The sequence below is a fragment of the Zhongshania sp. genome (genome assembly GCF_041584495.1).
Lineage (GTDB): Bacteria > Pseudomonadota > Gammaproteobacteria > Pseudomonadales > Spongiibacteraceae > Spongiibacter.
Window position 1 is genome coordinate 71,346 of the sequence record NZ_JBFHDY010000002.1, and the last position, 20,517, is coordinate 91,862.

Annotated in this window: 13 protein-coding genes; 3 read left to right on the plus strand and 10 right to left on the minus strand. The window is 50.8% G+C overall.

Annotation, left to right across the window (positions count from 1 at the left end):
• Positions 1 to 59: 59 nt before the first annotated feature.
• The 9 genes from ABYP33_RS00765 to ABYP33_RS00805 form a co-directional block, all read right to left on the minus strand.
• Complete coding sequence (locus ABYP33_RS00765; protein ID WP_373087155.1) at positions 60 to 1,127, minus strand: transglutaminase N-terminal domain-containing protein; 1,068 nt, start codon at positions 1,125 to 1,127, stop codon at positions 60 to 62.
• Positions 1,124 to 3,655, minus strand: coding sequence for a circularly permuted type 2 ATP-grasp protein (locus ABYP33_RS00770; RefSeq protein ID WP_373087157.1), 2,532 nt, complete (start codon positions 3,653 to 3,655; stop codon positions 1,124 to 1,126). The genes ABYP33_RS00765 and ABYP33_RS00770 overlap by 4 nt, the downstream gene beginning before the upstream one ends.
• A gap of 216 nt (positions 3,656 to 3,871) precedes the next feature.
• Complete coding sequence (locus ABYP33_RS00775; protein ID WP_373087160.1) at positions 3,872 to 4,804, minus strand: alpha-E domain-containing protein; 933 nt, start codon at positions 4,802 to 4,804, stop codon at positions 3,872 to 3,874.
• Positions 4,801 to 6,288 carry a circularly permuted type 2 ATP-grasp protein gene (locus ABYP33_RS00780; RefSeq protein WP_373087162.1) on the minus strand — a complete coding sequence of 496 codons (1,488 nt, stop codon included), beginning with the start codon at positions 6,286 to 6,288 and terminating at the stop codon, positions 4,801 to 4,803. The genes ABYP33_RS00775 and ABYP33_RS00780 overlap by 4 nt, the downstream gene beginning before the upstream one ends.
• A gap of 335 nt (positions 6,289 to 6,623) precedes the next feature.
• On the minus strand, positions 6,624 to 8,234 hold the full coding sequence (locus ABYP33_RS00785; protein WP_373087165.1) for a dihydrolipoyllysine-residue acetyltransferase: 1,611 nt from the start codon (positions 8,232 to 8,234) through the stop codon (positions 6,624 to 6,626).
• Positions 8,235 to 8,255: 21 nt separating this feature from the next.
• Positions 8,256 to 10,901: a pyruvate dehydrogenase (acetyl-transferring), homodimeric type gene (aceE, locus tag ABYP33_RS00790; protein ID WP_373087187.1), complete on the minus strand. Its 2,646-nt coding sequence runs from the start codon at positions 10,899 to 10,901 to the stop codon at positions 8,256 to 8,258.
• A 353-nt stretch (positions 10,902 to 11,254) separates the two neighbouring features.
• Complete coding sequence (locus tag ABYP33_RS00795) at positions 11,255 to 14,125, minus strand: insulinase family protein (RefSeq protein ID WP_373087168.1); 2,871 nt, start codon at positions 14,123 to 14,125, stop codon at positions 11,255 to 11,257.
• 43 nt (positions 14,126 to 14,168) lie between these two features.
• Complete coding sequence (locus ABYP33_RS00800; RefSeq protein ID WP_373087171.1) at positions 14,169 to 15,251, minus strand: AI-2E family transporter; 1,083 nt, start codon at positions 15,249 to 15,251, stop codon at positions 14,169 to 14,171.
• 39 nt (positions 15,252 to 15,290) lie between these two features.
• Positions 15,291 to 15,521, minus strand: a complete 231-nt coding sequence (locus ABYP33_RS00805; protein ID WP_373087190.1) for a sulfurtransferase TusA family protein — start codon at positions 15,519 to 15,521, stop codon at positions 15,291 to 15,293.
• A 206-nt stretch (positions 15,522 to 15,727) separates the two neighbouring features.
• On the opposite strand from ABYP33_RS00805, the gene ABYP33_RS00810 reads away from it, so the two are divergent.
• The 3 genes from ABYP33_RS00810 to ABYP33_RS00820 all read left to right on the plus strand — a co-directional run bounded on the left by ABYP33_RS00810 (position 15,728) and on the right by ABYP33_RS00820 (position 17,815).
• Positions 15,728 to 17,161 carry a M48 family metalloprotease gene (locus ABYP33_RS00810; protein ID WP_373087174.1) on the plus strand — a complete coding sequence of 478 codons (1,434 nt, stop codon included), beginning with the start codon at positions 15,728 to 15,730 and terminating at the stop codon, positions 17,159 to 17,161.
• A gap of 86 nt (positions 17,162 to 17,247) precedes the next feature.
• Entirely contained in the window at positions 17,248 to 17,553 is a 306-nt protein-coding gene (locus ABYP33_RS00815) for an RNA recognition motif domain-containing protein (protein WP_373087177.1), read from the plus strand.
• Entirely contained in the window at positions 17,546 to 17,815 is a 270-nt protein-coding gene (locus ABYP33_RS00820) for a VF530 family DNA-binding protein (RefSeq protein WP_373087180.1), read from the plus strand. The genes ABYP33_RS00815 and ABYP33_RS00820 overlap by 8 nt, the downstream gene beginning before the upstream one ends.
• A 254-nt stretch (positions 17,816 to 18,069) precedes the next feature.
• On the opposite strand, the gene ABYP33_RS00825 is transcribed toward ABYP33_RS00820, so the two are convergent.
• Positions 18,070 to 20,205, minus strand: a complete 2,136-nt coding sequence (locus ABYP33_RS00825) for a molybdopterin oxidoreductase family protein (protein ID WP_373087182.1) — start codon at positions 20,203 to 20,205, stop codon at positions 18,070 to 18,072.
• Positions 20,206 to 20,517: the final 312 nt, after the last annotated feature.

Here is a 20,517-nt window from a genome sequence, read left to right on the forward strand (position 1 = left end):
ACGGTCAAGGGGATGACGGGAGTGACAGCACCCGTCCTAACCACCGTATTGCGTAGGGCTTATACGCTGCGCGGCGGCAGTTGTGACTGGGTTTGCGATTGCAAAGCTTGAGTGGGGCTGGCCTGGGCCTGGCTCTGGTTCTGTTGGCTCTGACTCTGCTGATTGGGCAGTCCAGGGCTTTGCGCCACCGGATCGTCTAAACGCCGAGCGGAAGCACCATTAGCAGCAAACAAAGCGCGTTCGGAGGGCGACTCCGCCCGTGACACGTCCACGGCCACCGACAAGACTTGCTTACCGCCGCCACCAAATACCACGCCCTTTAAGGGCGTTACATCAGAATAATCCCGCCCCCAAGCAGTCGTAATATGCTGATCCGCAGGCATAACATCGTTGGTGGGGTCAAAATCTTGCCAATCATCACCTGGAATATAAACCGCAAACCACGCATGAGATGCATCGGCACCCGCCAGTTTGACCTGACCCGGCGGCGGTAAGGTCTCTAAGTAACCACTGACATAGCGCGCGGCAAAACCCATGCCCCGCAAAACACCAATGGCAAGGTGTGCAAAGTCTTGGCATACACCACGACGACTGGCCATCACATCTGTTAGTGGCGTAGCCACCGTTGAAAAACCCGGGTCGTATTTAAAATCCCTAAAAATACGCGAATTTAGTGTACTCACTGCTTCTAGAAACGGGCGATCCGGACTAAATAAATCGACCGCGAATTCACTTAGTTCTCTTGTTACCGCAATCATTGGGGAGTCAAAACAAAATTCGGATGCTTTTACATCTTCCGTATTAATGCCATTTACGAGCGCTGCACGCACCTCCGCGCAGGTAATGCCACCACTTAGCAAGCGCGGCTCCGACGGTGCAACGTCCACTTCACTATCAACAATAACTTCGAGGGTTCGATGGGGCTTTTCCACCGTAAAGTGGCAAACCACATTACCGAAATAATCGACCCGCTTAATCTTGCTGGCCGGCGTTGGAATAATTCGAATATCACTAAAATTCACCCGCTGACCATTGCACTCGCGCGGAATAAGGTAGGCAACGTTATAGCCTTGGTTCACTTGATCAGCATATTCATAGCGTGTCGAATGCTTGACGCGGTATTTCATGTCTCACCCCTGCCACTCATTTCAACGGGTTGCGGCCCAGCGGCGTGATCAAAGTAACGATCTGCCAACGCCTGAGAAGCGGCCTTTAAATCACTGTCTAATTGACTGAGTAATTTACCCAAATTCAGGTGTTCACCGCTGGCCTCGTCCCTGGCAGCCAATTCATCCAAGCGCGACATAAGCAGGGTGTTACTTGCCCGTAAAATGCAGCGCATGTCTTCCGTTAATTGAATACCCTTATTAGGACCAAGCACGTCTTCAAGATGGCCGCGCAAGCTCTCTAGCTGGAACATGACCGAACGCGGATTTTCACGATCGAACAACAGCAATTCCATGCCCTTATCAAGACGGTAACCACTGCGATAATAACGTTTGTAGACGATACGCGACTCTAGGCTCGCTAACACCGGTTTAAGCAGCGGCACATTCTGGCCATCGCCGACATTAACCACCAACATGCGGGTAAGCAGTTCAACCGTTTTCTGTGCCCGTTCAAGGCGTCGGCCCATTTCCATAAAGCGCCAGGCCCGGCCTCTCACCATGCTCTCCTGACTGAGACCGGAAAGTGCCAGCAGGCTTGTTATCAAAGGATCGAGCAATTCATCTGGTGCCGCCTGCAAGCTGCTTTTTAAATTCTTATTTAAGAACTCCATGCCGTCGCGAATATCATTCACTAAACGTAGCATGTCATTCGATAACAATTCTTTTACGCCGTCGGCGGAGTGCAAAATGGCCTCTAGGCAGTGTGCGATACTGCCTGGTCGAGAACGGTTTGACACGATATCCAGGAGTTCGTATTCCGGCGCATTAAAGTCTGCGGTTTTAGCGGTAAATCCTGGATACGTTCCCGTAACGTGGGTAACCGAGCACAACAACACCCGGCGGCTTTCCGGCGAGAGAGGTTCAATACTATTGAGTTCTTCGAACGCGGTGCGCACAAGACGCAAACCAGATTCAGCGCGCTCTGCGTAGCGCCCGAACCAAAATAAATTGTCGATTACCCGGCTCGGTAAACTGAAATTACGATCAAGCGCCTGAGACTGCCGCGCCAACTTCTCCGGCTCAAAAACGCTGTCTTCGACTTCTGGCTCCGAGGCAATAATCCAAGTATCTTTACTACCGCCACCGTACTGGCTCACTATGTGCTGGGTATCAGTATGGCTGCCAATATGCGTCAGCCCTCCCGGCATCACTGAGTACGAGCTACCACTGGCAACCGTAAAACTGCGCAGCACCAAAGGGCGACTGCTAAACACCTTGCCGTCAAGCGCGGGGGTCTGCGACGGGCGCACAGCGCTCTGCGCGACATAATCAACCGGATTAGCAAGCACCTTAGCCAGTAGGCTAGCGCGCTCCTCCGCATTGAGTTCCGCGACAAACACACTGTGCCTGCCAGGTGCCCGGCAGGTGTGGCGAATTAATAAGTCAGCAAAATGGGCTTTGACGTATTCCAAGTCAGCCGCATCACCACACCACCATGTCGGCACCGAGTTTAAGCGCAGATCTCGCCCCAAAAAGTGACGAGCGATGGCCGGCATATACTTAGCCAACACGGGGTTTTCAAGAATACCGCTGCCCAGCGGATTGGCGATAACCACGCCGCCCGCGCGCACAACTTCGGTTAAACCGGGAATGCCCTGACCAAAACTTTGTCGAGATACAACAGGGTCAGCAACGCTATCGTCGATACGTCGCAACACCACATCTACGCGGCGTAAGCCTTCCAAGGATTTCAACCACAAGCCCCCCTTCCGCACGGTTAAATCGCGGCTTTGCACTAGAGGGTAGCCCAAATAATTTGCTAAATAAGCGTCTTCGAATGAGTTCTCTTTAAATGCGCCCTGGGTCAAATACACAACAAGCGGCGCATCTTTGGTTTGGCTCAGTTCCGCCAACTTGCGACGCCACTGTAAAAAAAAGTTAGACAAGCGATGGACGTGAGCGTCACGGAACAAACTGGGCATGACCCGTCGCAATACTGTGCGGTTTTCTAGGGCATACCCGGTTCCCGACGGTGCCTGGGTGCGATCACCAATAACCAGCCATTCACCACTTGCTGAGCGCACCAAGTCAGAGGCGTGGAAAATGAGCTGATGCTCGCCAGGCAGCCGAATGCCATCACAGGCCCGCAAAAATCCGGGGTGGCTATACAATACCGCTGGCGGAATAACCTTGTTTAAGATGAGGCTGCGCTCACCGTATAAATCTCTGAGAATTAAATTCAGTAACTCGGCGCGCTCACGCAGCGCGTTTTCTATGCCCTCCCATTCCTGACTAGAGAGGATTAAGGGCAGTAAATCGAGATTCCAAGTATGACTGACATTGAGCTGACCACCGGGGCTGTAACTAGCGCCATCGTCTCGGAGAATACGCTTCGCGGTGCGCTGACGCTCAAGTAGGGCATCGACCCCCATGGCATTCATAACCCGCATAGGGTAATGCCAGTGTTCGCGAATTTGACCGTCCTGGTCTACGACTTCGTCGTACTGTTCATGCTGGGGCGTGTAGACAAAACGGTCAGTTAACATGGATGCGATGCCAAAATACGAGTTCAATAAAAGGGATTTCCCGGAAACTGGGAACACCGCTACCCCTCGGCTTAAAGTTATGTTCTACTTGGCAATGATAATCACCGCCCGGAAACCCCCGATTTACTACGAGAAGGGAATTCCGAGGGGGGAAAGACTACCGCAAGTACCTGAGCCGAGCAAATATTCAAACCAATAGACCGCCCCTCACACGAATTAAGTATGCTTAAACCAACTATCCTGAATCGCAGAGTGGACGATAATGGAGCTTTGTTCCAACGCGGTAAGATAAGCTGGAAAGCCCTCAGACACATCATTATAGTCGCTGCCCTTCACGACCGTATTCACTAATTTGGTCAATGCGCTAATTACGGTCTCATTACCTGGCAATAATTCTGCGGATTCCCGCATTCTCAGTAAGCCACAGGCAACCGAACGGGGAAACAGCGTGTCTTCCAGTAAAAAGCGCGCCGCATCATCACCATTAACCGCCACTTTCATGGTACGCCGGTAAGGCATGGTGGCATTCAGGGTGCCTAATACACTGCCCCACACCACGTCCAGCACATGATTGGTGTCATTCTCGATAAAATCGCTAGACATACTCGCGCCCGCCTCTAGGATACGAATAGTCATATCGGCGCGCTCAAGACTGCGCCCTAAGTTCAAAAAATGCCACGCGGCATCACGGCGCATCGTGTCTGCAATTAAGCCGTTAATTTGCTGACAGGTTTTAACAATTTGTTCTAGAAATTCATGACGATAGCGACGATTTAAGCCTTGGGCCATGTTTTCATTGACAAAAATCTGAAATTCATTCACCAGCTCCCAGCTCTCTGGAGGTAGCATATCTCGGGTGGTACGAATATTTTCCCGCACCATGCGCAGTGACGAGGCCAATGAACTGGGGTTACTAAGATCCGCCAATAAAAATTTTACGACCCGTTTCTCATCTTGCACGGAAAAACGGCGGTTATATTCAGCGTGGCTGCCGCTTGCAATAACCAAGTTATGCCAGCTAATTCCGGTATTCTGAGGTAAATCAAAGAGCAGGCCGGTATAAACCTGAATAAGCCGCGCCATACTTTCTACACGCTCAAGATAGCGACCAAACCAATACACTCGTTCTGCAACGCGTGACAACATCATGACTTCACCTCCCGTTCAGCCACAATCCAGGTATCTTTACTGCCGCCGCCCTGCGAGGAGTTGACCACCAATGAGCCCTTTACTAAGGCAACGCGCGTCAGCCCGCCGGTCGTCACGTCTATTCCTTTGCCTTGTAAAACAAATGGTCGCAAATCGAGATGGCGAGGTTCAGCAACACCAGGCCCAGTCAATACTGGCGCAGTGGACAGTTTAAGTGTTGGCTGAGCGATGTAATTACGAGGGTTTGCAACCACCAATCTCCGGAATTCCTCATGATCCTTTTTGGTCGCATGAGGCCCAACCATCATGCCGTAGCCACCCGATTCATTAGCGGGTTTTACAACCAGCTGCTCAATATTGGCCAAGACATATTTCAGTTGTTCCGGGTCATCACAAAGATAGGTTTCAACATTGGGTAAAATCGTCTCTTCGCCAAGATAGTATTCAATCATTTTAGGCACGTAGGCGTAGACCACTTTGTCGTCAGCCACCCCGGCCCCCGGCGCATTAACCACCGCCACATTGCCCGCCCGCCAGGCCCGCATTAAACCCGCGACACCCAAAATAGAATCTGGATGGAACACTTCAGGGTCCAAAAACAAGTCATCAATACGGCGATAAATAACATCGACCCGCTCAAGACCAGAAATCGATTTCATGTAAACGCAGTCGTCGTCATCGACAAATAAATCGCTGCCCTCAACGAGCTCAACGCCAAGCTGTTGAGCTAAATACGCGTGTTCAAAATAAGCGGAGTTGTAGATGCCGGGGGTTAGAATCACAATTTCCGGTTGCCGCACACGGCGCGGTGAAACCGAGGCCAGCATATTAAAGAGTTTAGTCGAATAATCATCGACCGGCAGAATGATATTGGTTTCAAAAAACTCGGGCAGCACCCGCTTGCTGACCTCGCGATTTTCCAACATATAGGCCACTCCTGAAGGCACCCGCAGATTGTCTTCTAATACATAGAACTTACCATCTGCATCACGCACCAAATCGCAACCGCAAATATGTGCCCACACCCCTTTAGGTGGATTTATACCAACACATTCTGGCCGAAAATTCTTTGAGTCTTTAATCAGATAGGCAGGCAACACACCGTCTTTGAAAATGCGCTGTTTGTGGTACACATCATTAATAAACATATTAAGGGCTTTAACGCGCTGTTTAAGCCCTTTCGCAGTGTGCGCCCATTCTTCTGCGCTAATCACGCGGGGAATCAAATCAAAGGGCCAAGTCCGGTCGATATTCTCGCCATCTGAATACACGGTAAAACTTACGCCCATATCCCGCACGGTGCTCTCTGCCGCCCCCTTGCGACTCTCGAGTTCTTCAGCACTCAAATCACCCAAAAGTTTGGCGATCTTCCGGCTCACCGGACGCGCTTTACCCTTATTATTAATCATTTCATCAAAAAAATCGGTCGACGGGTAGCGACTCCAGTCTATTCCATCAGCCCCTTCGTGCTTCTTCTCACTCATACGCATCGTATCCAATACATTGAAAACACATAGCCACTACTAAAACGCGCCATCACGGTGCAGTCTTAGTCCCTGCTCGGCCACACCAAGGAGCAAAGCCGATATAAAGTCATAGACTTGCCCCATTAACTTACATAGTACCTAGCAATAGCTAAGCCAAGTCGCACAGCAATGGGGATTACTCAGGCCCGTTCACCATCATAGCTTCTAATTAGCGATTTGCTGCTATCTAATCCCTACTCAGACCATTTATTTGAGCAAAAAAAACCTCCTGCACGCAATGTGAAGAAGGTTTTATGGCGTAGCCATTACTTAGCACGTATTTAAGGCCCTGATCACAGCAATAAACGTCGAATATCCGTAAGTACACTGCCCATAAAGGTGAAAAATTGGCCAGCGTCCACACCGTTAATTGCACGGTGGTCATAAGACAAAGACACTGGCAGCATTTTTTTGGGTACGAACTCGCTGCCGTTCCACACTGGCTTAACTGTCAACTTAGACACACCCATAATGGCCACCTCAGGGGCATTAATTATTGGTGTAAAACCGGTGCCGCCAACGCTGCCGAGACTGGAAATAGTGAAGCAACCACCTTGCATATCCACGGGTTTCAGCTTGCGATCCTTCGCCTTTTGCGCCAACTCCGCAGTTTCTGCCGCCAAATCCCACAGCGACTTTTTGTCTACATCGCGAACCACCGGCACCACCAAGCCCGCGGGTGTATCAACAGCAATACCAATATTAATGTATTTTTTATACACCATGTTTTCGCCGTCAGCGCTGAGCGAAGCATTAAACTTAGGGTGTGCTTGCAAGGCCACGGCGGCGGCTTTGAGCAAAAACGGCAGTGGCGTTAATTTCACAGCGCGCTGCTCAGCCTCACGCTTTAAGCCTGTGCGGAAATCTTCTAACGCACTAATATCCACCTCATCAAACTGGGTCACGTGAGGCAAATTCACCCAGCTGCGATGCATATTAAGCGCGGTGAGCTTATGCAATTTCGTTAATGGCTGAATATCGATCTCACCAAACTGGCTAAAGTCGACGTCGGGAATTGACGGCAGCCCTGCGCCATTAGAATCCCCGCCACTCGCGCGCCCCTGTGACAGGTCTTTAACAAATTGCTGCACATCCTCTTTGAGAATCCGGCCTTTAGGCCCCGTTCCCGTCATTTGCTTAAGCGCTAAACCAAACTCCCTCGCCAGTTTTCGAACCGCAGGACCGGCGTAAACATCGGCGTGACTCGTTACCGTAGGCTCAGGCTTTGCAGCCGGTAGCACCGAAGCTGGCGAACTCGCAACCGGCGGTGTAGACGTTTCTTTTTCTGGTGCTGATGCCTCCACCTTGGCGTCGCTTACGTCCCCAGTAGCGTCAATCTCTCGCTCTATTTCGGCAATCTCTGCGCCCTGCTTAGCGCTGTCACCCACCTTCATGACAATTTTGGTGATCTTGCCACTAAACGGCGAAGGCACTTCCATGGACGCCTTATCTGACTCCAAGACAAGCAGCGAGTCACCTTCATTGATGACATCACCAACCGCAACACACACTTCGATGACATCAATACCATCGCTGCTGCCCACATCCGGGACTTTAATCATTTCCCGTGCTGGGCTTTTTGACTGGGCCAGCTCTGCTCCCGAAACTGTTTTTTCAGGGGCGGCTGACGCAGCGGGAGCCGCCTCGTCCTGCGCGTCGGGCTTTGCATCCTCAACCTCAAGTTCAAGAATCACGTCACCGGCTTCGACGGTCGCCCCCTCTTTGAGGCTAATGCTTAAAACCTTGCCAGCCATGGGTGAGGGAATCTCCATTGACGCTTTATCTGATTCCAAAACCACGAGCGAGTCTTCTTTGGCGACCACATCGCCCACTGCCACACACACCTCAATAACATCAACACTGCCGCCACCGAGGTCAGGAATTTTTACCGTATCTTTAGCCACAAAAAAATCCTTCTCTATAAATTAGCGATAAAGCGGGTTGGCTTTTTCAGTATCAATACCAAGGGCCTTAATAGCCTTGCTGACCACACTCAATGCAATCAAGCCATCATCTGCCAGCGCCTTGAGCGCAGCGACCACAATATAATGACGATCAACCTCAAAATGAGCGCGCAGTTTAGCGCGGGTATCTGAGCGGCCGTAACCGTCAGTACCCAAAACCACATAACGCGATTCAATATAAGGTCGCAATTGCTCACCATAGGATTTGATATAGTCGGTAGCGCATATAACTGGTCCCTGGCGACCGCGAAGCTGCTCCGTCACGTATGGCAGCTTGGCGTCACTCTCTGGGTGCAACATATTCCAACGCTCGCAATCCAAACCGTCGCGGCGCAGCAAGTTAATACTCGTCGCGCTCCACACGTCGGCCTCAACTTTATAGTCAGCTTTTAGTATTTCGGCAGCGGCTTCAACTTCACGCAAAATAGTACCGCTGCCCATCAATTGCACTTTCAACTTCGGCTTTTTAACAGCACTGGGTGCTAGGCAATACAGGCCTTTAATAATGCCCTCGGCGCTGCCTTCTGGCATGTCGGGGTGGGCGTAATTCTCATTCATCACCGTCACATAGTAGAAGACATTCTCTTTGTCTTGATACATACGGCGCATGCCGTCTTGAATAATTACCGCCAACTCATGAGAGTAAGTCGGATCATACGACACACAGTTAGGAATCATATTCGCCATTAAATGACTGTGACCGTCTTGGTGCTGCAGCCCTTCGCCGTTCAAGGTAGTGCGCCCCGCCGTTGCGCCCAGCAAAAAGCCCCGCGCCTGGGAGTCGCCGGCTGCCCATGCCAAATCCATAATTCGCTGAAAGCCGAACATAGAGTAGAAAATATAAAAGGGAATCATCGGGTAGTGATGATTACTATAAGAGGTTGCCGCCGCCAACCACGCCGAAAACGCGCCCGCTTCGGTAATTCCCTCCTCCAAAATCTGGCCTTGCTTGTCTTCTTTGTAGTACATGATCTGGTCAGAGTCATGGGGGGTGTAACGCTGGCCCTGAGAAGAGTAGATACCCAACTGGCGGAACATACCTTCCATGCCAAAGGTCCGTGCTTCATCCGGCACAATAGGCACGATACGAGAACCAATTTCCTTATCTTTTACCAAATTCGACAGCATTCGCACAAAGGCCATGGTCGAGGAAATTTCACGCTTGCCGGTAGCCTTTAGCTGAGCACTGAAGCTGTCGAGTTCAGGAATTTTCAGGGCCTCAAAATCAGCCTGACGCGCAGGCAGAAACCCACCGAGTTTTTCGCGACGCTTACGCATATAGACCATCTCTGGACTATCTTCAGCGGGGCGGTAATAGGGAACAGATTTCAGGTCCTCATCACTAATGGGCACACCGAAACGATCGCGGAACTTTTTGAGTTCTTCTACGCCCAGTTTTTTCACTGAGTGCGTTTCGTTCTGAGCCTCTCCGCCTTCGCCCAAGCCGTAACCCTTTACGGTCATTGCCAGCACGACCGTAGGCCGCCCTTTGGTTTCCATGGCCTTGGCGTACGCTGCGTAGACTTTATAGGGGTCGTGGCCGCCGCGATTCAAATACATAATATCGTCGTCAGACAGGTCTTCAACCAATTCCAGTAGCTCTGGGTATTTGCCAAAGAAATGCTCGCGAGTATACGCGCCGCCATTGGCCTTATAGTTTTGCAATTCACCATCGACGACTTCATTCATACGCCGACGCAGTAAACCGGTTTTGTCTTTTTCCAGCAATTTATCCCAATGGCGCCCCCAAATTACCTTGACCACATTCCAGCCAGCGCCACGGAATACGCCTTCTAATTCCTGAATAATTTTACCGTTACCGCGCACTGGGCCGTCGAGACGCTGCAAATTGCAGTTCACTACAAATACTAAGTTATCTAAGCCTTCGCGGCCCGCCAACGCGATTGAACCTAATGATTCCGGCTCATCGCTCTCGCCGTCGCCCATAAAACACCACACTTTACGGTCACCGTGATCCACTAAACCGCGGCTGTGCTGATACTTCATTACATGCGCTTGGTAAATAGCCTGTATCGGGCCAAGCCCCATGCTCACGGTAGGGAATTGCCAGTAATCAGGCATCAGCCATGGGTGTGGGTATGAGGACAGACCGCCACCGTCAACTTCACGACGGAAATTGTCGAGCTGGGTTTCGTCAATACGTCCTTCGAGATAGGAGCGCGCATACATTCCAGGAGAACTATGGCCCTGATAATAAATTAAATCTGCTTTTTCACCGCCACGGAAAAAATAGTTAAACCCCACATCGTAAAGTGTCGCCGACGAGGAAAAGCTGGAGATATGACCACCCAAGCCTTCATTATTGTCGTTCGCACGCATCACCATCGCCAGCGCATTCCAACGAATCATCGAGCGAATTTTGCGCTCCATAAATAAGTCGCCGGGCATGCGCCGTTCGTCGCTAGGTTCAATGGTGTTGCGGAAGGACGTGGTTATCGCCGACGGCAGTTGAGTACCGGCGCGGGCAGCGTGTTTAGCCAACCGCTTCATCAAAAACGCGGTGCGGGCCCGGCCACCGTTTTTCAACACACCGTCAAGGGCTTCGAGCCATTCTTGAGTTTCTTGGGGGTCTAGGTCTTCGCGCAAATCGTGGTCTTGATACATACACAGTCCTTAGCAGTACAGTGGGCTGTCCAGACCAGCAAGCGTCAAGCTTGGAAGTGTTCCGTTTACAACTGGCGCACCACAGAGCGATCAGCTCAAGGTGTTTGAATTTTGCCCGTTGGTGACGGTTATCACCTGGCCCGGCTGGGCTAAACGTCGGCCTTTTGAGCCAGCGAATACCCTCATAATTGGATTTATTTGTCCCTCGACGGTCGGTTTACAACTATCGAGGGCAAGAGATTTTTACAGCTTATCCGCCATAAATCAACAAAATGATTGCATTTACTATATGAATAAAATGTGACGAAACCATCAAAAACAATGACATACCTAGATCATTTAAACGAATAAGCCGGTAAGTTAGCTTTAAATTTCTCGGCACTTTCTACCCGCTTACCCTCTGGCAGGCGATTTGGCCATTTACCCGCCGTGTACAACAATAAGCCTCGCTGCGACGTCGTGCCCAAGTCACGCTTAGCCGCGGCCAACCAATCATCGTAACTCAATGCATTTAAGGCCTGAACTAACTGCTCCCGACTATCAAACTCCGGGTAATTTTCTAGTAAATCCTGCCAATGCCGACCAGCGGCCTCCCACAGATTCTCGGGCTGCTCCGCCAGGCGCTTGAGCAAGCTCGCCTTGTGCTGGCGAAAAGTTGCTTCGTCAATTCCGACTGCCAACCAGTCTTTCACATACTGATTAATTTCTGCTTGCAGCGTAGCCGCATCAACCACAGAGGATTGCACTAAAAAGATCAAACCGGCCACTGCGCGCTGAGGATAAACACTTGCGCTAACCACGTAACCCAACTGCTTGCGGGTACGCAATTGGTGATAAAAATCAGCGCTTAAAACTTGTGCAGTTAAACCCATGGCCACCCTCGCCTGCTTGCCTGTTTCTGCGCTCTGTAAATAGAGTAACGCAGCACTGTCATCGTGCTCTGCGGCGATTTCACGCAGTATATATGCCTCAGACAACTGGCTGATATGCTGCATTGGCTCGGCGGGTGACGACTTAACAGGCAATACGTTTGTTACACGCTCCCCTAATTGTTGCGCATCTGTCTGATCGAAATTACCGTCGAGCAACATCCGCAGCTGAACCGATTCTAGGACAGCCTTTGCGTGCGCAGCCACCCCCGCCATCGTCAGCTTTCGGGTCGCCGCCTCGTGAGCCGCCAATCCCGGATTTTCATGCCTCAACATACGCGGCAGCTCGGCAATCAATTGTTGATAGGGTGATTGCTTAACGGCATTTTCAAACTCGCGCAGGCGCTGGGCCTGTAAGCGTGCGAAGCGGTTCTCCTGCCATGCCGGTGATTTTAAGGCCGCCAATATTTGCACCAACAACTCGCCTTGTTTCTGGTTAAAGCCACCAATACTAATTTCAATGCCGCGCCAATCGACATCTAGGTCAAAATCCAGACCCGCTAACTGCGCGGGGTAGGTCAACTCATTGAGCTGGTCCTTAACCATCCGCAGCCACATCTCAGTCTTGGCCAAGGACTCTGCATCACTATTGGCCTTATCTGTTGCTAACTGCAGATACAATTTTGCCTTTGGCAGTTCGAATATATCGTCGGTATTCAACCACAGTTCAATGGGCGCGGCGCTAGGCACAGGAACTGGTTTGCTCTCGCCTCGACCGCGCTTCAAACTAAAGTCACTGGCAACAAAATTATTCTTCGCCGGCAAAGTTAATGCCTTGGACGATCCCGACGCCCAAACCGCTAATTCGCCCTGGGCGATAGGTCGTTTACTATAACCAACCTGATAGCGGGGAATATCAATGGTCGGTTTTACCCCTGGCGCCACTAGAGTAATAAAACTATTACTAGGCCGCATCGCGGCGAGGAACTCAGCCAGCAATTCAGGCTGGTAATCGTCCATTAAATACGGTGCCCGCATTACCTCGACCGCAGGGTATTTATGCATGGCCATCGACAATTGCACCACGTCGTTTATCGGTGCTGGCTGCGCGCGAAACAAAAAGCCCTGAATTGCCAAACCTGCCTGCTCAGCAAAGCGCCAACGCTCAACGCCTTGCGCTCGCAGTTGCGCAATATTTTGGTATATGAGTGCGACTATCTCATCGGCGTGTTTTAGACCCACCTCGGTGAGCGCAACCTCAATTCCGAACATCGCGCCGCCCTGGTAATTCAAACTTTCACCAGCGCTCAAACCATCGGCCCAACCCTTGCTTTTAAGCACTGCCAGCAAACTGCCTTCACCTTCGTGACCCAGAATATTGCCAATGTAACTTAACGGTTTGCTGCGCCAGTGAGGCGCTGCATCTGGCACGGGGAAATTTACTGACAATGAGCGACGATTCTGTACAGGTTGAATATTGATCCAACGCGGTAAGTCACCAGCCTTAAATAGGGGCTCAACAATTGCGTCCAGCTGACGCTCGCGATTGGCAATAGCACTGAACTTAGGCCGCACCATCGCTTCAAGCTCGTCCAAGGATTCGCGACCAATGACCGTTAAAGCCATGATATTGGCTGAATAATTGCGCTGGTAAAACGCCAATAACTGCTCACGCAGCGCGGCCTCATTATCGCTGTGTAAGGTCTGTAAATTACCCACTGAAAATTTTGCAAAGGGGTGCGCTGGATTAACTTGGGCCTTAAAGACCGCCAACTCTCGACGGCGATCATCTTTAATCCTTGCTCGGTATTCCGAATTCACTGCATTGACTTCCCGGCCCACATACTCCGCATTAAACAGTGGCGCAACAAAAAACTGAGCAAACTGATCTAGCGCTGGCTCAAGCGAGTCAGCACTGATATCAAAGAAATAATTAGTATCTTCAAAACTTGTAAACGCATTATGACTACCGCCATGAGCGGTAATGAACGCTTGATACGAACCAGCCTCAGGGTATTTTTCAGTTCCCAGAAATAACATATGTTCTAAAAAATGTGCCAAGCCTTGGTAATTCTCAGGATCTTGCCGACTACCCACATTTACATCCAAAGCGGCAGCTGCTTTATCGGCGTTGGCATCAGATATCAAGAGCACTTTTAAACCGTTTTCCAGCACCGTATAGCGATATGCTCGTTGATCGCCAGGAGGTTTAGCTACCGCCGCAGACTCCCCTGCAATGCCAAATTTGGCACTGTTTAAGCCGACACCCTCCAACCAAGCACAAGCTGAAAGTTGCAACACAAAGAGGAACACAAACGTCGATTTCAAATAGTTCACAAAGTATCCTTATTAATAAAACAAGTTCGCGACACAGGTAAAATTAGTCTGCAACGGGTGCTTCCGCTGCAGAGGGCTGGCGCACAGGTCGAGGCCAAGCATAAATAATCGCCTTAACCAAGGTTGCCAAGGGAATGGCGAAAAATACGCCCCAAATCCCCCACAAGCCGCCAAACACTAATACCGCCACGATAATGGCTACTGGGTGCATATTAACGGCTTCAGAAAACAACAATGGTACCAAGACGTTACCATCTAGACCCTGAATCACACTGTAAACCATAAATAACGTAAAAAACTCACCACTCCAGCCCCACTGAATATACCCCACCAACAACACCGGTAAGGTTACAACCGCCGCGCCAATATAGGGAATCACCACCGACAGCCCCACTAATAATGCCAATAGAGCGGGATAGTTAAGGCCAATTACTTCAAAACAGATATAAGACACCACGCCAACAATAACGATTTCTACCGCCTTACCCCGCACATAATTGGCGACTTGCACATTCATCTCTGACCAAACCGCACTTAGCAAGGGCCGATGATTTGGCAGAAAACTCGCCATCCAGCCCAAAATCGTCGCCTTATCCTTTAAAAAGAAAAACACCAAAATCGGAATTAAGATAATATTAATCATTAAGCCCAGCAAATTGGGCAGCTGCGCGATTGAAAAGCTCAGTAAATATTGACCGACCGACCCCAGCTCTTTTGTGGCAATCGCCATCCACTCGCGAATTTGTTGCTCGGTAAAAAGCTCGGAGCGCTCCGGCAGCACCAGTAATACATGCTGGAGCTTGCGGAGCATGGTTGGCAATTCCTGAAACAAATTAATCAACTGCTGCCAAACCAGTGGCAACAAGACCACCAGCACGCCAAAAAAGACACTGACAAAAACCGTATAAGCTACCGCGATGGCCAACCACTGGGGCGCGCCAGCCCGGCTTAAGCGCGCGATAATGCCCTGCATCATAAAAGCCAAAACAATGCTCGCCACAATTGGCACCAGCACATTGCCAAGGCTTAACATCATCACGAGTACTGCGGCGATTAACAGCAGCAGAACAACTGTCTCTTCTTCCGCAAACAAGCGATCGAACCACGAGCGAACAATACCCAGCATGAAGCAATCCTTTATGAATGATAACGGGGAATAAAAGGCCTATTTCTTTCTGAACAAGTAACGATAGTTAGCATCCTGCTCTTCGCTGAGTAACAAAGTATGACCACTTTGCTTGGCAAATACCTCAAAATCCCGCCAAGAACCAACATCGGTGGCAAGCACCTCAAGTACCTGGCCTGCAGCCATGCGGTTAAGCGCTTGCTTAGCCTTTAACAAGGGCAGCGGACAATCTAAGCCACTGGCGTCTATATAGATATCAATATGCTTCATAGGCTCAATGTGTGAAATCGAATTTTCGCTAGTATAGCCTGCTCGTCTAAATGGCCCAAGCAAGGGAATTGCTGCAGCAGCCCAGCAGCGCGTTTGGGACAGAAACTCCCGAGCACTTTTAGCGAATAATGAGGTCATAAACACTGCGCTCTTGTATTATCAAGGACCATGCCGTGTTTCGTCGTTAGAGTGACTAAGGATTTTCTGTGTTTAAACGTGCCTTAAGTATTAGCCTTATTGCGTTCGGCAGCCTTGTATTTGCCGACACCAGTCCCCGCGACAACCTTCCAGATTTAGGTGATGTCACCGCCTCACGCTACTCCGCCCAACAAGAACAGGACTTGGGCAGGATGTGGCTGAAAATGTTCCGCAATAGCGTAAAAACAGTTAACGATCCATTGATGCAGGACTATATTGAGGGTCTGCTCTACCGTCTCGCCTCCCACAGCGAACTGAAAGACCGCCGCCTAGAGACCGTGATCGTCGACAACGCCACCATCAACGCCTTTGCCGTTCCCGGCGGAGTCATTGGCGTACACAGTGGTATATTCCTCTATACTGACAACGAAGCGCAATTAGCTGGGGTACTCGCCCACGAAATTGCCCACCTCAGTCAGCGGCACTTTAGCCGCTCAATGGACAATGCCAAGCAAAGCACCATACCTACCCTCGCGGGTTTATTGGCCGGGGTTGTGCTGGCTGCAACCGCAGGCGCCGATGCGGGCATTGCAGCGATAACTGCCACCCAAGCTGCCGCGCTAGAAAGCCAGTTGCGTTTTAGCCGCCAACACGAACAAGAAGCGGATCGCCTCGGCATGGAAACGCTGTCTAAAGCCGATATGGATCCGAATGGCATTCCCTCCATGTTTGTCAACATGAATGCCAATATGCGCTACGCCCGTTCTAAACCACCAGAATTTCTGCTGACCCACCCGCTCACCGACAGCCGGATTAGCGACAGCGCCAATCGCGCTCGTCAATACCCTCGACAGGTCTATACTGACAACCTAAACTTCCAATTAATGCGAATGCGAGCGGCCCTGCAGCACAGCAAGAACCCAGAAGACTTACTCAAAAACTGGCAAGACGAAAGTGGCGTGAACGGGGAGGCGCGCCGTTACGGCGCGGTTATCGCCTTAATCGCCCTCAATCGCTGGCAAGAAGCCGACGAGCAGCTCGCCGCCCTACTCAAAGACGACAGCAGCCGCATCGCTTATCAATTGGCCAAAGCCGACATCCTCGTAGGCCAAAAGCGCTATGGCGACGCCATTCGTTTGTTGCAAAGCCAGCTGGCAATCGTCCCCAATAACAATCCCTACACGGTAAAGTTGGCGGAAGTATTACAGCTCGACAACCAGTTTGATGAAGCCGACAAAGTGTTGAGCCTGCAATCCAGACAGCGACCAAACGACCCTAATCTGTGGTACCAATTGGCAGAAGTGCGTGGCTTGGCGGGCAATATTCTTGGTGTGCACATCGCCCGCGCCGAGTATTTTATTTTGCAGGCCCAATTTGAGCGGGCAAAAATGCAGCTACGCTATGCCTATAAATCAACGGTGAACAATAAGATTCAACAAGGTCGCATCAAACAACGGCTAAGAGATATTGCCGATATGGAAGAAAAATTAAAAAACCTCTGAGGGATTCACAAATCCAGCGGGCTTTTACGCGCAGTTAAAGCCCATAAGCGCTATACTTCGCGGCATATCACTAAAACGGCCGCACCATGAAATTACTTATTCGCAACCTCAACCGCACCACCACCGAAGCCGAGCTACTGGACATGTTCGAAGCCTACGGTGCGGTACAGTCGCTACAACTCGTCAGAGACGAAGACGCTAATCTGTCTAAGGGATTTGGTTTTGTTAACATGCCGAAAGCCGGTGAAGCCAAGGTGGCAATGCAAAACCTTAACGGGAAAATTATTGCCGGCTTTAAAATCCGCGTAAAAAGGGCTGAAGACCGTGTTGAAGAAACTGCGAGCGATGAGGTTAACGATACGCAAGCGCCTGACACCGACCGCAATGACTGAAAACGCGGCCAATACCTCGGCCACACAAAAGGCATCGCCAACCGCTAAAGATCCCCTGCACGGCATGACCTTAGAAATGATCCTTATCCAGCTCGAACAACAATTCGGCTGGGAAGAGTTGGGCCGCCGAATCAAAATAAAGTGTTTTACCGACAATCCCAGCGTGGCCTCTAGCCTCAAATTTTTACGTCGCACCCCTTGGGCGCGGCAAAAAGTGGAAGCCCTGTATATTCGGAGTCAACGTTCGCCGCGAAAGACCTAAGGTCAGGAGTCGTACGCCCGAAGCCGCAGGCATATTACCCCAGCTAAAGTTTACCGAACCACCGCGCCCCTGCTTAATTCCCCACTGCACCCAACATAGACTCCTGCCTGCGCAGGAGTGAGATATCATATAGAGCAGTCGAATCACAACAGTAAATCAGCACACCGCACCACGTCATAGCTGCGCAGGCAGGTAGCCATGTAAGCGACCGCGCATGCCCTTAAGCATCAACTCCCCCGCCACCTACGTCGTCCTTAAATCGCCTCCAGGGTCACTGGCACGCCGTTTAATACCGCATTGCCAGACAATTCATCGAGATGCATTTCATCAGTCAGATCATTCACGCTAACGCCCGCGTGGGCCTCGGCCTCCAACCACTGAGTGCCACTGCGATGATGCCCCCAACCGTGGGGAATGCTCACCACACCAAGCATCATCTCGTCACTAATCACCGCCGCCAACTCAATGCTGCCCACCCGCGAGCTAACCCGCAGCTGCTGCCCATTTTGAATATTAAGATGCCGCGCATCTTCAGGGTTTATTATAACAGTGCAACGATCCTTACCTTTAACTAAGCGATGACTATTGTGTAACCAAGAGTTATTACTGCGCACCTCCCGCCGTCCAATAAGTAAAAGTTTGTCGCCCCCGGTATCGCGATTAAAGAAACGGGTGTTCACTCTTGCAAGGTCTTTCAAGAAAAACGCCGATTCGAGATGCACCTTACGATCCGCATGGTGGCTAATCGCCCCAGAGGCCGGTCTTAATGCCCCTAAATCTACCCCGTGGGGCGATTTCTTTAACTTATTTAAGCTCAACCCCGCAAATGGGTTTTTACCACCACCATACGGCCCTTTGCGCAGTAAGACCTTGAGTAGGCCCGATGGGCCCATACGTCGAATGGTATTGCGGGCGAGCTTTTCCTTGATGCTATGGGCTGGCTGCAGGCGGTCCCGCAGGCCGAGCAATATTTCCCAGTCGTGACGACCATCTTTGGGCCGGGGAAAAAGTGCCTCGGCATAGCGCGCGTTATTACGCACTGCCAGCACATTAAAGGTCACATCATAGTGTTCGCGCTCCAGCGGGCTTACTGGCGGCAGAATGAAATCGGCGTGGCGACTACTTTCATTTATATAAAAATCGACAGCCACCAGCAAATCTAATTTCTCAAAAGCGCGATCAAGCTGCTCGCCATTGGGGGTCGACAACACAGGATTCCCAGCGATCAACATCATGCCCTTGATCTGCCCCGAGCCCGGCGTGGTGATTTCCTCAGCGAGCGTCGCTACTGGCAACTCACCATTAAATTCGGGCAAGCCCCTCACTCTGCTGTGATAGCGGCCCATGTGACCGCGGCCACTCTGAGCCAAAATATCCACAGCCGGTTTGGTAAACATCAGTCCACCGACACTGTCGAGGCGCCCAGTCAGAATATTAAAGAGCATAATCAGATACTGGGTTAAGGTGCCAAACTCTTGAACAGACACACCTAAACGCCCATACATAACCGGCTGCGACGCCGCGCAAAAATCATGTACCATGCTGCGAATAACCTCAGCGGACATTCCCGTCAGCGGCCCAATCTTTTCCGGGCTAAACTCGGCAAAGCTTGCCGCCAAGTCAGCGGGATCTTGGTCAAGATACTCAGCTATACTACCCGTGTTGACCAAACCGTCTGCAAACACAACATTCAGCATTGCTAGCAACACCAAAACATCACTGCCTGGTCGCACAAAATGATGCGCGTCGGCGAGTTCCGCTGTTGCAGTGCGACGGGGGTCAACGACCACCAATTTACCGCGTTTGCGCACATCTTTAAGGCGCTGTTTAACATCGGCAACACTCATTATGCTGCCGTTAGACGCCAAGGGGTTTGCACCGAACATCAAAAAATAGTCAGTATTATCAATATCTGGCACGGGAATCCGTAACTGATGCCCAAACAGCTTCCAACACACAATATGATGAGGCAGCTGATCGACCGACGTCGCCGAGAATTTGTTTTTGGTCTTCAAGGCTCGCAATAAGCCGCCACTCATCAGGATCGAGCCGATGTTATGAACATTGGGATTGCCCAAGTACACACCGAAGGCGTCGTTGCCGTGCTCGGCCTGCAAGCTGGCAATTCGCGCTGCCACTTTATCCAGCGCATCGTGCCAGTTCAGTTCCTGCCACTCGCCATCCACTTTATGCAAGGGCCGGCGAATACGGTCCGGGTCTTCGTATAAATCTTTCAGAGCAATCGCCTTAGGGCAAATATGGCCGCGACTAAAGCTGTCGTCTTCATCGCCTTTTATTGAGGTAATAACGCCGTCGTCAACCTTGATGACAATGCCACACATGGCTTCGCATAAATTGCAGGTGCGGAAATGGGTTTTGCTGGTGGACATACTCATACCCTCTTATTGTTTATATGGGGAAAAGCTTAAGTTCAGCAATGTTATCAGTGATTACACACAAATACCTCTTTTGATCTGCATATCGCGCTACTCCAAAACAGATTGCCAAAAAACAGATCGGGTAGGAGGCGGAATCACTTCCGCCGTCCTCCCACACCACCGCACATACGGTTCCGTATACGGCGGTTCATATTGTACTCATGAGACGACGATACTGATCCACTAACGAGATCAGCCCCAGTTGATCAAAACGGCGTTTCGGCAGCGCCTGATTCATGTGCGATGCGCCAGCATTCCACCACG